Consider the following 14,378-nt stretch of genomic DNA (forward strand, 5'->3'; position numbering starts at 1 on the left):
AGGAGGACCCGGAAATGGCTCGTTCGGTACGGCTCTCACCAGCACGGCGCACACTCGGCCTGCTGACATCCGTTGTGATCCTGGTGGGCGCGGCGGGCTGCGGTGGCGGCTTCAGCGACGACAAGGGTGCTGCCGGCGGCAGCACCGGCGAAGTACGCATGCTGGTCAACATCACCCCCAACCTCACCAAGAGCTACTGGGAGGGTCTGGTCAAGCCCTTCGAGGACGCCAACCCGGGTGTCGAAGTGAAGATCGAGGCGCCGACCGGATCGGGTGTGAAGGACACGCTGCCGCAGTTGCTCGCGGCCGGCAACGCGCCGGATGTCGTCGAGACGCTGATGGCCGACAAGGTGCTGGCGCCGCAGATGATGGACCTCACCGACCAGGCCTGGACCAAGGACACTCCGCTGGTGGAGCAGGCGTCCCTGGACGGCAAGGTGTACACGGTCGGTGTCGGCCAGCAGGCGCAGTCGCTGGTGTTCTACAACAAGGACGCCTTCGCCAAGGCCGGGATCAGCGCCCCGCCGAAGGACCTCGACGAGCTGACCGCCGCCATGGGCAAGCTGAAGGCGGCCGGGTACCTGCCGCTGCAGACTGCCGGCGACTACGTGACCGGCCTGCAGTTGCTGCAACTGAGCGACCCGTCGATCGCCACCAAGTACCCGGACTGGTTCCAGCAGGTCAACTCCAAGCAGGCGAAGATCGGCGACACGATGCTGCCGCTGCTGGAGCGCTACGAGTCCTGGATCAAGAGCGGGTACGTCGACAAGAACGCGCTCGGCCTGAAGGACGTCGGCGCGCAGACCAACTTCCTGACCGGCAAGGCCGGCATGTACATCATGGGCAGCTGGTTCGTCCGGACCGCCGACGACGCGAAGCCGAAGTTCGACCTCGGCGTGTTCGCGGCGCCGACCGAGGCCGGCCAGCCGGCACCCGGTCCGCAGGGCGTCACGATGGCCGCGCCGTACATGGTGCTGAAGTCGACCAAGCAGCGTGACCTGTCGATCAAGCTGGTGCAGTTCCTGGTCAGCGACAAGACCGCCGTCCAGAGCCAGCTCTCGCAGGACGGCAACTTCCGCAAGGGCTTCACCGACAAGCTGTCGCCGCTCGGCAAGCAGGTGCAGGACATCCTCGACCAGGCGCCGAAGCAGGTTGCCCAGGGCGAGGGGTACGGCGCCAACACGCTGCCGTCCGGCTTCAACGGCGAGTGGAACAAGGCGGTCCAGAGCCTCTACACCGGCAAGAACGCGAAGGACGTCGCCACCCGCATCGACAGCTGGATGGGCTCGAAATCGTGAGAGCCCGCCAGACGACAAAGCTGACGACCAAGCTGACGACCCTCAGCATGGTCGGCCCCGCCCTGGTGCTGTTCGTGGTCATGCTGGTCGTCCCGGTCTGTCTGTCGCTCTACCTCAGCCTGACCGACTGGGACGGGTACAGCGCGAACCCGGCGTTCATCGGGCTGAAGAACTTCGTCAACCTGACGCACAGCGCTGAAGCGATCAGGGCGGGCTGGGTGACGTTGCTGATCGCCGCCGTCGGCACCGTACTGCTCAGCGTGCTCGGCCTCGGCTTCGCCCTGCTGGTGAACGGCGCCTCCCGGCTGAACGCGTTCTTCCGGATCGTGCTGTTCTACCCGCACGTGCTCAGCGCACTGGTCGTCGGCTTCCTGTGGAGCGCGGTCCTCGGTACGTCAGGTGTCGTCAACGGCTGGCTGACCTCGAAGGGTTCCGACGTACTGCCCTTCTTGTCGGACCCGAATTGGGCCCTGGTCAGTCTGATCGCCGTACTGGTGTGGGCCGGGTTCGGTGTGAACGTGGTGCTGTACCTCGCCGGCCTCCAGACGGTGTCGAAGGACCTGCTCGAGGCGGCGCGCATCGACGGCGCTTCCAAGCGTCAGACGTTCTTCAGCGTCACGCTGCCGTCGCTGGCGCCGGTCGTCACGGTGAACCTGGTGCTGTCGCTCGTGACGCTGCTGAAGACGTACGACCTGGTGGTGTCGCTGACCGGCGGTGGTCCGGCCGGCTCCACGCAGACGGCGGCGTACCTGATCCTGTGGGACTCGTTCCACAACAATGCGCTCGGCTTCGGCTCGGCGCAGAGCGTCGTACTGATGGTCGTCACCGCCGGCCTCGCACTGACGGTGGCGCGCCTGCGCGCCCGTGCTGACCAAGGAGTGAGCGCATGAGCGCTCTACGGATGCCTCGGGTGGTGACGATGCCGCTGAAACCCCTGCGGACCAAGGGCTGGGGACGGATCGCGTTCATGGTGGTGACCAGCATCCTGATGCTGGTGCCGATGTACCTGCTGATCGTGAGTGCGTTCAAGTCCCAGCAGGACATCCTGGCGCACCCGTTCTCGCTGTCGCCCGACCAGCTGACCACCGAGTACCTGCGCAAGGCCGCGACCAACCCCGACTTCAACATCCTCAAGGGGTACGCCGTCACGATCCTGTTCGTGGTGTCGGTCAACCTGCTGTCCGTGGCGCTGGCCGGTCCGGTGTCGTACGTGATCGCGCGTCGCAGTGAGCGCCGGTACCGGATGCTCCTGCTGCTGTTCGTGGCCGGCACGTTCATCCCCAGCCAGGTGCTGGTGATCCCGGTCGTCTACACGCTGAAGTTCCTCGGGCTGATGGGGACCATCCCCGGGTTCGTGCTGTTCGAGACCACGCTGACGCTGCCGTTCTCGATCTTCCTGTACGCCGGTTACATCATGACGATCCCGGCCTCACTGGACGAGGCGGCCGCGGTCGACGGCGCCGGCAAGCACCGGGTGTTCTGGTCGATCGTGTTCCCGCTGATGAAGCCGGCCGTGGTGACGATGGTCATCCTGAACACCTTCTCGGTGTGGAACGACTTCGTGAACCCACAGATCATCCTCGGCCCGGGCAGTGGTCTCTACACCGTGACGACCGGTGTGTACGCCGCGGTGAGCCAGTACTCCACCGACTACACGGTGGTGTTCCCGACGCTGCTGCTCGCAGTGGCTCCGTTGCTGGTGCTCTTCGTGCTGCTCCAGAAGCACGTGATCTCCGGCCTGACCGCGGGAGCGACCAAGGGATGACCCAGACCAATTCAGCACCGGAACCGATCATTGCCGAGACGCCCGTCGGCACGCCGCCGGCCTGGGCGATCATGCAGCGCCGGCTGTTCGACGTGATGGACGAGGGCTGGTGGCTGTTCCGCGAGCGTTACTGCCTGCCCGACGGCGGCCTGCGTTACGCCGGCCCGATGCAGAGCCGCGACGGTGCCGACGACTTCTACGAGGCGTTCGTCAACTGGCCGGTGCTGTACCAGCTGGGCGGCGCGGACGACCTGATCGACGTCTCGAAATGGCACTGGGAAGGTGTCACCCGGCAGCTCACCGACCTGGGCTTCCTGGTCGACGAGTTCGAGCGCGGGTACGACTGGTTCCACATCGGCGAGTCGATGATCTTCTTCTACTCGCTGTGCGCGGCAGACCCGACCGACGACGTGTTCCGCGAACGTGCGTACCGGTTCGCCGAGCTGTACCTGCCGAACTCGCCGACCGGCAACTACGACCCGAACACCCGTACGATCCGCGCGCCGCACAACGGTGCCGGCGGGCCGCGCTGGGGCATCAACGACGAGTGGCGCACGTTCGGCGCGAACCAGGCGAAGATGTCGGTGTTCGGCCTGCCGCTGTCCGGCGTACCGGGGATCGAGGCCTGGGACGACCTCAAGGACCCGGCGAACGCGGACCTGATGGGTGCGGAGATGATCCGCCGACTCGGTGCTGGTGACACCGCAGTCAACCTGGCCGCGACGACCCTGACCGCGAACGCGTGGCTCTACGACCACAGCGACCGGTTCTCCGCGTGGACCCTGGAGTACCTGGACGCGTGGGAGGAACGGGCCAAGGCGAACGACGGCCTGCTGCCCGACAACGTCGGCCCGAACGGCATCGTCGGCGAGCTCCATGACGGCCGCTGGTACGGCGGAAACTACGGCTGGAACTGGCCGCACGGCGTGTACAGCGTCGGTTCGGCCGCCTGCGTCGCCGCGCTGAACGGTGTCGTACTGACCGGAGACCCGAAGCGGCTGGACTTCGCCCGGAACCTGCTGGACCACCTCTACGAGCGGGGGATCAGCGGCGCCGTCGACGACACCGCGATGAGCATCCGGGACCGTTGGCAGGCGGAGCTCGGCGAGGACTGCGCCGACCCGACCCTGCTGATCCCGAACCGGCACAACGACGACGGGTGGTTCGACTACCAGCCGCCGCAGCTCGGACTGCCGATGTGGTTGTGGCAGGCCGCGTTCGAGACGACCGACCGCGACCGGCTGACCAAGCTCCGGGAGCGCAGCGGCTACGACTGGCGTACGGTCCGCGACTTCCGCAACAAGGAGGACGCCGGCCACGAGGCGCCGTGGCTCGCCTACCTGGCCGGAGACAACCCCGGCTACCCGGAGGCGATGCTCGGCGTCGCGCTGTCGCAGGTGCAACGCCGGATGGATCTGATGGCCGTCGACACCGTCGACCCGGCCGACCTGAACATCCACCACTGGCAGCGGCACAACCCGGTCGCCACCGAGGCGCTGCTGCAGCTGACCACCGGTACGCCGCAACTGCTCTACAACGGCGGCCTGCTGCCGATGCGGATCCTGTACCTCGACGCGGACCGCGGACGCCCCGGACTGCCTCCGGACGTGGCCGCCCTGGTCGACACGGTCGAACCGGACCGTACAGGCCTGCAGTTGGTGAACCTGTCCGCGACGCAGACCCGCCGGGTGATCGTGCAGGCCGGGAGCTTCGGCACCGACCGCATCGACGAGGCGACCGTGTCCACGGCGTCGGGCGAGTACCCGGGCCCGTCGCCGGCGTACACCTCGACTCCGCGCACTCCCGGCAGCCGGACGGTCGTTGTCGGCAGCAACAGACTCGAAGTGACGATGCCGCCGGGCCGGACCATCCGGCTCGACCTGCGGCTGACTCCGAACACCTACCGCGCCGCCCATCTGGCGCCGGCCTGATTCAATTTCCCGAGGAGATATATGAGCAGCACGGAACAAGCTCCGGTGACACCGGTCTGGGATCTGCCGGTGCGCGGCGAGAACCCGCCGCCATCGAACCCGGACCTGGTGTCGCGGTTGTCCGAGATCGGGTCGGCCACCGCCTGCGCCCGCTTGCACAACCAGGGCATCCGCCGGACCTTCGTGGACGGTCCGACCAGCATGTTCCCCGGCAAGAAGATCGTCGGCCGCGCGCTGACACTGCAGTTCATGCCGCAACGTGAAGACATCGCCGACGGCCAGAGCCAGGAGTACATCGAGCGCAGTACGGCGCTGTGGGCCGTGCTCGACGAGGTCCAGCCCGGCGACGTCCTGGTGGTCCAGGCCTACGGCAGCCACACCACCGGCTGCTTCGGCGACATGCTGGTCCGCTACTTCAAGCTCCGCGGCGGCGCCGGCATCGTCGTCGACGGCCGGATCCGTGACGTACCTCGAGTGGCAGAGCTCGACGTACCGATCTGGTCGACCGGAGCCACCCCCCACTACGCCTCCCAGTCCGAGCTGTTCCCGTGGGCGTACAACGTCCCGGTCGCGGTCGGCGGCGTGCTGGCGCTGCCCGGTGACCTGGTGCTCGCCGACGACGACGGTGCGGTGGTCGTACCGCAGCGGCGCGCCGAGTCGGTCATCGCGGCGGCCGCGGAGCACGACGAGTGGGAGAAGTTCAGTCGGCGCCGCATCGACGAGGGCGCCCCGCTGCGTGACTACTACCCCCTGAATCAGAAGACCCGCCTCGAGTACGAGCGCTGGCGTAGCCAGAACGGCCACGCCGGCGACTGACCTCCCGAGAGAGGACCCCGCCCAACATGTCCAGAAGAACCAGGCGAACGACGTTCAGCGTCGTCGCCGGGGTGGTCGCTGCTGCCCTGGTGACGGTCGCGGCCGTCCAGTTCAACGCCCAGCCCGCCGGTGCCGCCGATTGCAAGACCTTCTGGGTCGCGACCGACGGCGACGACGCGGCCAAGGGAACCGAGAACAGCCCGTGGAAGACAGTCACCCGGGCCCGTGACGAGATCCGCAACAAGCACCTCAACGACCATCAGAACTGCGACATCACCGTCAACCTGAAGGCCGGCAACTACCCGGTCACGTCGAGCATCGACCTCGACCAGCAGGACTCCGGCAAGAACGGCCACCGGGTCGTCTACCGCAGCGTCGACGGCCCCGGCAAGGCGAACCTGCAGGGCGCCGAGGAGCTCACCGGCTGGACGCCGTACAAGGACGGCATCTACAAGACGAGCTTCGACAAGTCCAAGCCGTTCTACACGCTGTTCGAGGACGGCAAGCGCGCCACCAATGCCCGCTACCCGAACCGCGCCACCCCCGACACCTGGGCGCCGTACATGACGTCGATCCTCTACGAAGAGGACAAGATGGACGTCCACAACTGGCTGTGGGGCAAGCCGGGCGACTGGGACCCGACCTGGGACATGAGCCAGGCCTCGGTGACGATCTGGTCCGGCGGCTCGTGGTCGTGGTTCACCGACACGATTCCGCTGCTCGACACCAACTTCAAGAAGACCCAGACCACGCTGAAGTACTTCACCCGGTTCGCGATGGTGAACAGCCGCGGCGGTTCCCGGTACTACTTCCAGAACTCGCTGAGCTTCCTCGACCAGCCGGGGGAGTACTACGTCGACTTCAAGGGCGGCGAGGTCTACTACAAGCCGATGAACGGCACCATGGACGGCGTCAAGGTGCTGCGGCCGACCGTGAAGACCGTCCTCAACCTGGCCGGCAAGTCGCCGCAGGACCGGCTGCACGACGTCACGTTCGACGGCCTCGGCGTGCAGTACTCCGACTTCGTCAGCTGGTACCGGGTCGGCTGGAACGCTCCTGGTGACTCGGGCTACGAGCACAAGTACCCGGAGTACGACCGGCAGATCGAGTTGCCCCGGGATCAGTTCGGTGCGATCACGCTGACCAACACCAGCAACATCGACCTGAGCCGAATGCACATCTCCGACACCGGCTACACAGGTGTCTTCATGCTGTACGCGAACGACCACACGAAGATCACCGACAGCCTGCTGGAGAACATCGGCAACGACGGGATCAAGGTCGAGGGCGGCTGGCCCGGCGAGGGCGATCTGACCAACCACCACACGTTCTCGAACCTGTTCATCGACCACGTCGGTGAGCTGGTCCCGGGTGACGCGGCCGGCATCGAGTTGATGACCACGGGCAGCAACACGGTGACCAACGTCGAGGTGAAGCACAGCGCCCGGTACGGGATCAGCCTGGAGTCGCGGCCGGAGGTCACGGACCCGGACCAGTACTCGTCCGGCAACACCTTCAAGTACATCAAGCTCGAAGAGATGGGCCTGGACAGCGGCGACATGGGTGCGTTCTACACCTACGGCGTCGACAACCAGGAGCCGCACCCGATCCAGAACAGCATCGACCAGATGGTGATCGGGGACGTCATCCCGGACCCGTCGATGCCGGACGCGGGCGGTACCCGCGGCGTGCACATGGACGCCGGCGGCTGCGGCTTCGCGATCAGCAACATCCAGGTCGGCAAGGTGACCGACCAGAAGTACCAGTCCTACCAGTGCAACACGGTCAGCAACGTCGACTGGGAGACCGGTTTCGACACCTCGAAGATGGAGTACGACAAGATCGGCGTACTGCCGAGCTTCCCGTACGACGTGGCCGGGCGGTAAGGCCGATGCGTGGATTCATCGGTGGTGTGGTCGCCGGCCTGGCGCTGCCCGCGCTGGTGATCGGCGGCGGGGTGGCGGCGCGAGCCGCCGCCCCGGCGGGGCAGGACAACTGCACGTCGTTCTGGGTGTCGCCGAGTGGGAGTGACGCGGCGCCCGGCACGGAGCGGAAGCCCTTCCAGTCCGTCGAGCATGCCCGCGATGTGCTGCGGGTGCGTGGACATGCCGGCTGTACGCCCGTGGTGAACCTGCGGGCCGGTACGTACCAGGTGGACAAGACGATCACGTTCGACGACCGCGATTCGAACGTGACGTACCGCAGCGTGGACGGGCCGGGCAAGGCCTTCCTCGAGGCGGGGCAGGAAGTCACCGGCTGGACGCCGTACAAGGACGGCATCTTCAAGGCGCCGGTCGACGTCAGCCAGCCGTTCTACAGCCTGTACGCGGAAGGCAAGCGCGCCACGACGGCGCGCTATCCGAACAAGGAGTCCGACGACAAATGGGCGCCGTACCTGAGGTCGACGTTGTTCGACTCGACCAAGGAGGCGGTGCACGACCAGCTCGGGTTCAACACCGGCGACATCGACCCGTCCTGGGACCTCCGGCTCGGCACCGACTGGCCGGCGCAGGTGACGGTCTGGTCGGGCGGCTCCTGGTCGTGGTTCACCGACACGATCCCGATGTTCGACATCAACTTCACCAAGAAGCGGACCACGCTGGTCTACCCGGCGCGGTACGGCTTCATCAACTCCGGCGGCGGCTCCCGGTACTACGTACAGAACTCGCTGAGCCTGCTCGACCAGGCCGGTGAGTACTACCTGGACTACCCGGCGAAGACCCTGTACTACAAGCCGTCCGGCGGCACGATGGACGGTCTGAAGGTCTATCGGCCGACGCAGACCCAGGTGGTCTCGATCGAGGGCCCGTCCGCGAACCGGCGGGTGGAGAACCTGACCCTCGACGGCCTGACGATCCAGCACACCGACTTCATGGACTGGTACCGGTACGGCTGGAACGGCACGGGCGACTCGGGCATCAAGCACAAGTACCCGAAGTACGACACCCAGATGGAGATGCCGCGCAACCAATGGGGGGCGATCACGCTCACCAACACCCGCGGCGTGAAGCTGACCAGGCTGCATCTGCAGCAGACCGGCTTCACCGCGATCGAGCTGCTGTTCGCGAACGAGAAGACCACGGTCTCGGACAGCCTGCTCGAGCACATCGGCAACGACGGCATCAAGGTCGAGGGTGGCTATCCCGGTGAGGGCGACGTTGCTCATGGCAACACCTTCACCAACAACTACATCCATCACATCGGGGAGCTGGTGCCCGGTGACTCGGCCGGTGTCGAGATCATGAACAGCGGCCACAACGAGATCAGCCACACCGTCGTCGAACACGGCGCCCGGTACGGCATCAGCATCGAGTCCCGCCCGGAGATCCCGAACGCGGACAACTACACCAGCGGCAACACGGTCTCGTACGTCCGGCTGTCGCATCTCGCACAGGACAGCGGCGACACCGGTCCGTTCTACGCGTACGGCGTCCGCAACCAGCCGCCGTACACGCCGGATGCGAAGGTCTCGCAGATGATCATCGACGACGCGAACGCCGACCCGTCGATGCCGGACTCCAAGCCGTACGGAGTGCACATGGACTTCGGCGGCTGCGCGTTCGCCTTCTCGGACATCAAGGTCACCAACACCGAGAGCGACCCGTACCACGGGCCGTCGGCCGGGCCCTGCGACACGTTCTCGAACGTGAGCTGGGAGGCCGGGTTCGACGACTCCAAGCTGCAGTACGACCAGATCGGCGTACTGCCGTCCTTCCCCTACGAGAAGCCCTGAGGGTTCTGAGAGTTCCATGGATACAGAGAGGTTCAAGGGCAGGGTCGCGCTGATCACCGGAGGTGCCTCCGGGATCGGCGCGGCCACCGCCCGCCGGATCGCCGCCGAGGGCGGCACCGTGGTGGTGACCGACCGGGACGGCGACGCCGCCGGGAAGGTTGCCGCCGGCATCGGTGGTCGTTCCTTCGAGCTGGACGTCACCGACCTGGACCGGACGCTGGCGGTGGTCGGCGCGCTGGAGCGGGTCGACGTGCTGGTCAGCGCCGCCGGGGTCGACGTGTGCGACACGGTGCCGAACACGACCCCGGAGCAGTGGCGGACGATCCTGGACGTCGACCTGACCGGCGTCTACAACTCCTGCCGGGCCGTCCTGCCGCGGTTCGCCGCGCAGGGCGGCGGCGCGATCGTGACGATCTCGTCGGCGATCGGCACGGTGGGGGAGCGGAACAGGTCGGCGTACTGCGCGGCGAAGGCCGGCGTGGAGAACCTGACCCGGGCGATGGCGCTCGACCACGGTCCGGACGGGGTCCGCGCGAACTGCGTGGCCCCCGGCCTGATCGACACGCCGCTGATCCGCAACGGCAAAGTCAGCGGCGCGGACGACCCGGGCGCGATGCAGGCGATGGTGGACCGGCACCACGCGCTCGGCCGGATCGGTCAGCCGTCCGAGGTGGCGGCCGCGATCGCGTTCCTGGCCAGCGACGACGCGTCGTTCATCACCGGTGCGATCCTGCCGGTCGACGCGGGCTGGACGGCGCAATGAACATCCTGGGCGGTTACCGGGTCCTGGACCTGTCGGTGGCGATGGCAGGCCCGCTGGCCGCGATGCGGCTCGGCGACCTCGGCGCGGACGTGGTCAAGGTCGAACCGGTGACCGGCGAATGGCAGCGGCACACGTCCGCGGGCGGTGCCGTCGGCAACGAGGTCAACGCGTCGTTCCTGTCGCTGAACCGCAACAAGCGCAGCCTGGCCGTGAACCTCAAGTCCGACGAGGGCCGCGAGCTCCTGTACGAGCTGATGCGGACAGCCGACGTGTTCCTGCAGAACTACCGCCCTGGCGTGGCTGCACGGCTGGGTGTCGACTACGAGACGCTGCGCGCCTTGAAGCCCTCGCTGGTCTACGTGTCGATTTCTGGATACGGAGAGAGTGGTCCGTACGCCGACTGGCCCGGTCAGGACCTGCTGGTGCAGGCGATGAGCGGTGCGCTGTTCAGCTCCGGTCGTCCGGACGAGCCGCCGGTCGCGGCGCCGTACTTCCTGGCTGATGCGGTGACGGCATACAGCGCGTTCGAAGGCGTACTGGCCGCTCTGCTGCACCGGGAGCGGACAGGTGAGGGGCAGCTCGTCGAGGTGAACATGCTGGACGCGGTGATCGCCCTGCAGATGCAGGAGCTGTCGGTGCACACCGTTGGCGGCGTACCGCAGACGCGTTCGGAGGAGGTCCACGCGCACAGCTACATCCGCGCGCCGTACGGCATCTTCACCACCGCGGACGGCTACATCTCACTGGCCTTTGCGAACCTGCCCGTGCTGGCGGAGGTGCTGGACGCTCCACAGTTGGCCGGGCTGGACGCCGAGCGGGACGGGTTCGCCCGCCGCGACGAGATCGCCGCGGCGGTGTCGGCGGCGCTGCGGCGCGAGTCCACCGAGCACTGGATGGTCAAGCTCCGTGAGCGCGGCGTGTGGTGCGGCCCGGTGCTGTCGTACGACGACCTGCGGACCGATCCGCAGGTGCTGCACAACGAGTCCTTCGTGACGTACGAGCACCCCACCGAGGGAACGGTCACGACGCCTGGCTTCCCGTACCGCTTCAGCCGGACACCTGCTGAGGTGTCTCGCCCTGCACCACTGGTCGGTGAGCACACCAACGAGCTGCTGGAGGAGCTCGGTCTGTCGCAGGCGAAGCAGCAGGCCCTGTTCGAGCAGGGTGCCGTGGTCGCGCCATGAAGGTGCGGTTACGCGGACTGACGTGGGACCACCCGCGGGGCTACCGGCCGTTGGAGTCGTACTCACACCCGGACGTCGAGGTGGATTGGGACCGGCAGCCGCTGTCCGGGTTCGAGTCGACGCCCCTGGCGGACCTGGCCGGTCGGTACGACCTGCTGGTGATCGACCACCCGGGGCTGGGCGCCGCGATCGAGGCTGGTGCGGTACTGCCGGTTGAGGACGTGTTCTCGGCGGACGACCTGGCGGTGTGGGAGTCCCGTGCGGTCCAGCCGACGTGGGAGAGCTACCGGGTGGAGGGGCACGGGTGGGCGGTGCCGTTGGACGCGGCTACGCAGACCTGTGCGTACCGGCCGGATCAGCTGGCCACGCCACCGGCCGCCTGGTCCGACGTACTGGACCTGTCTGGTGTGGTGCTGTGCGTAGCTGGTCCGCATGCGGGGCTGATGCTGCTCGGGCTCGCGGGAGACCGCACTGGGCAGCTCCTGCTCGACAAACAGCGTGCTGTGGAGGCGCTGGGGCTGCTGCGTGCGGTGTGGAAGCACAGCGCGCAGGAGTTCGCCGAGCTCGATCCGATCGGGATCCACGAGCTGCTGGTTGCTGGTGAAGCAGTGTGCTGTCCGTTGGTTTACAGCTACGCGTCCTACGGGCAGGCGGACGCCGGGCGACCCCGGCTGGCGTGGGCGGCGGCACCGCGGCTGCGGCCGGAGGACGTGCTCGGCTGCGGGACGCTGGGCGGGACCGGCCTTGCGGTCACACCACGCTCGTACGCCAAGGTGCTCGCGGTGACGAAGTACGTGCGTGGGCTACTCGACGTACGGACGCAACTGGACGTGGTGTCGCAGGTTGGCGGCCAGTCCGCGACTGCGGCGGTGTGGGAGTCGGCGGAGGTCGACCGTGCGTGGAGCGGGCACTACTCCGCCACCCTGGAGACCTTGCGTACGTCGTTCGTGCGGCCGCGGTTCGACGGCTGGATCGGGTTCCAGGACGAGCTGTCGGAGCGGGTGGGGGAGCTGCTCGGCAACGACGAGGACGCGGCGGCGGCGGTCGACCGGATCGAGGACGACTTTCGAAAGGTGTGCCATGGCTGACGGGATGGATGACGGCCGGATCCGCTTCGAGCAAGACGGGCACGTCGGGGTACTCACGCTGGATCGTCCCGCCAAGCTGAACTCCGCGACGCGGGCGATGAGTGCCGAGCTGCTCGAGCTCATTCCCCGCATCGACGAGGACCCGTCGATCCGTGCGGTCGTGGTGACCGGCGCGGGCGAGCGCGCATTCTCGGTTGGCAGCGACATCGGCGAGCTCGACCGGTACGACGGTCCGTGGCACTTCCGGAACCGGCGCGACTACTGCGACGCGCTGCGTTCGCTGCGGACCCCGGTGATCGCGGCCGTCAACGGTTACGCGTACGGCGGCGGGCTGGAGCTGGCGCTGTCCTGCGACATCCGGCTCGCGGCCACCACGGCGAGCTTCGCGGCGGCCGAGATCAAGCTCGGCTGGATCGGTGGCGGGGGAGTGACCGCGCTCCTGGCCGCGTCGGTGCCGGCCGGCGACGCAGCGATGATGCTGCTCACCGGCGACCCGATCGACGCCGTCGAGGCGCTCCGGATCGGCCTGGTCAGCAAGATCGTTGCTGCCGACGAGTTGTTGCCAGCCGCAACCGAGCTGGCGCGGCGGATCGCGTCCCGGCCGCCGGTCGCGGCGGCCGCCGCCAAGGCGAACCTCCGCGCCGCCTGGTCGATGGGCCTGGAGGCCGCGATCCAGTACGAGCGTGAGCTGCAGGCGGTTGCCCTGGGCACCCAGGACGCTGCCGAAGGACGCGCGGCGTTCGCGGAACGACGGACCGGAAACTTCGAGGGACGGTGAGAGACATGCCTGCTGAGATCGCACCGGGAATCCATCGGCTGGCGACCGATTACCCGCACGTGTGTGGGCTGCCGCTCTGGCTGCATGTGATTGATGCGGGCAACGAACTCGTGCTGCTCGACGCCGGCATCGCCTCCACACCGGAGTCGTCGACCGCGCCTGAGCTTTCTGCTTTGGGACTTGGGCTCTCGGACCTGACGCTGATCGTCAACAGCCACGCGCATCCCGACCACATGGGCGGCAACGCCGTACTGCGTAAACACAGTGCTGCGGCCCGGTTCGCGGCGCCGGCATTGGAGGCCGGCTGGCTCGAGGACAACGAGCGGCTGATCGACGAGCTGTGGGGCTCGGACCCGGACGCGATGGACCTGTCCGAGGACGAGCGGTCCGAGCTGTTCGGAATGCTCGACGAGCGGGTGCGGATCGACGTACTGCTCCGCGACGGCGACCGGCTGCCGGGCGAGCGGCCGCTGCAGGTGATCACGACCAGCGGCCACAGTCCCGGCCACATCGCCGTACTCGACGAGACCTCGCGGACGCTGTTCACGTTCGACGACGTGCAGGGCCGCGGGCGTCCGTACCTCGAGAGCGAGCTGTGGCTGGCGCCGCTCTACACCGACGTCACGCGATACACGACCGGACTGACCCGGCTCCTCGAGTTGGACTTCGACGTTCTGGTCCCGTCACACGGCGACGCGATGGACGCGACCGCCGGGCGCAGGCTCATCGAGGAGAGCCTCGAGTGGGTGACCGCGGTCGATGCCCTCAGCACCCGCCTGCTCCGGAACCGCGGTTCGCTGACTGTCCGTGACCTCGCCGACGCCATCGGTACCGACCTCGGGAGGTACGGCGGGATCAATCTGCAGACCGTCCGGATGGCCCGTGCACACCTCGAGCACCTGGCCCGCACCGGAGGCGCCGAAACCCGCTGGCACCACCCAGCCGGCCAGTAGCAGCCGGTTTCGGCGAGACACTCCGACCGAAGCTGCAGGACTCCCCAAGACACGACACAGTCGAACAAA

The 14,378-nt window shown here is 67.6% G+C and carries 12 protein-coding genes; all 12 read left to right on the forward strand.

The window, feature by feature from the left end; translation table 11 throughout:
- Positions 1-14 precede the first annotated feature (14 nt).
- From ACGFI6_RS26075 to ACGFI6_RS26130, 12 genes are read left to right on the forward strand one after another with little or no spacing between them, the layout of a single operon-like run.
- Positions 15-1,298 (forward strand): ABC transporter substrate-binding protein, encoded by a 1,284-nt coding sequence (locus ACGFI6_RS26075; protein ID WP_393122844.1) that lies wholly within the window; start codon positions 15-17, stop codon positions 1,296-1,298.
- A complete protein-coding gene (locus ACGFI6_RS26080; RefSeq protein ID WP_393122846.1) occupies positions 1,295-2,188 on the forward strand; it encodes a carbohydrate ABC transporter permease in 894 nt (297 codons plus the stop codon). The genes ACGFI6_RS26075 and ACGFI6_RS26080 overlap by 4 nt, the downstream gene beginning before the upstream one ends.
- A complete protein-coding gene (locus tag ACGFI6_RS26085; protein WP_393122848.1) occupies positions 2,185-3,063 on the forward strand; it encodes a carbohydrate ABC transporter permease in 879 nt (292 codons plus the stop codon). The genes ACGFI6_RS26080 and ACGFI6_RS26085 overlap by 4 nt, the downstream gene beginning before the upstream one ends.
- Entirely contained in the window at positions 3,060-4,994 is a 1,935-nt protein-coding gene (locus ACGFI6_RS26090; protein ID WP_393122850.1) for a hypothetical protein, read from the forward strand. The genes ACGFI6_RS26085 and ACGFI6_RS26090 overlap by 4 nt, the downstream gene beginning before the upstream one ends.
- A gap of 21 nt (positions 4,995-5,015) precedes the next feature.
- The gene (locus tag ACGFI6_RS26095) at positions 5,016-5,810 is read left to right on the forward strand and encodes a hypothetical protein (protein WP_393122852.1); all 795 of its coding nucleotides are present in this window, start codon (positions 5,016-5,018) and stop codon (positions 5,808-5,810) included.
- Positions 5,811-5,836: 26 nt separating this feature from the next.
- Positions 5,837-7,696, forward strand: coding sequence for a right-handed parallel beta-helix repeat-containing protein (locus ACGFI6_RS26100; protein WP_393122854.1), 1,860 nt, complete (start codon positions 5,837-5,839; stop codon positions 7,694-7,696).
- Between the two features lie 5 nt (positions 7,697-7,701).
- The gene (locus tag ACGFI6_RS26105) at positions 7,702-9,543 is read left to right on the forward strand and encodes a right-handed parallel beta-helix repeat-containing protein (RefSeq protein WP_393122856.1); all 1,842 of its coding nucleotides are present in this window, start codon (positions 7,702-7,704) and stop codon (positions 9,541-9,543) included.
- A gap of 16 nt (positions 9,544-9,559) precedes the next feature.
- Positions 9,560-10,306, forward strand: coding sequence for an SDR family NAD(P)-dependent oxidoreductase (locus tag ACGFI6_RS26110; RefSeq protein ID WP_393122858.1), 747 nt, complete (start codon positions 9,560-9,562; stop codon positions 10,304-10,306).
- Complete coding sequence (locus ACGFI6_RS26115) at positions 10,303-11,490, forward strand: CaiB/BaiF CoA transferase family protein (RefSeq protein WP_393122860.1); 1,188 nt, start codon at positions 10,303-10,305, stop codon at positions 11,488-11,490. Before ACGFI6_RS26110 ends, ACGFI6_RS26115 begins: the two co-directional genes overlap by 4 nt.
- Positions 11,487-12,578, forward strand: a complete 1,092-nt coding sequence (locus ACGFI6_RS26120; protein WP_393122862.1) for a hypothetical protein — start codon at positions 11,487-11,489, stop codon at positions 12,576-12,578. The genes ACGFI6_RS26115 and ACGFI6_RS26120 overlap by 4 nt, the downstream gene beginning before the upstream one ends.
- Positions 12,571-13,356, forward strand: a complete 786-nt coding sequence (locus ACGFI6_RS26125) for an enoyl-CoA hydratase/isomerase family protein (RefSeq protein WP_393122864.1) — start codon at positions 12,571-12,573, stop codon at positions 13,354-13,356. The genes ACGFI6_RS26120 and ACGFI6_RS26125 overlap by 8 nt, the downstream gene beginning before the upstream one ends.
- A 5-nt stretch (positions 13,357-13,361) precedes the next feature.
- Positions 13,362-14,309 (forward strand): MBL fold metallo-hydrolase, encoded by a 948-nt coding sequence (locus ACGFI6_RS26130; RefSeq protein ID WP_393122866.1) that lies wholly within the window; start codon positions 13,362-13,364, stop codon positions 14,307-14,309.
- The last annotated feature ends 69 nt before the right edge of the window (positions 14,310-14,378 follow it).

The organism is Kribbella sp. NPDC048928, from assembly GCF_043197975.1.
In the GTDB taxonomy this organism is placed as follows: Bacteria; Actinomycetota; Actinomycetes; order Propionibacteriales; family Kribbellaceae; genus Kribbella.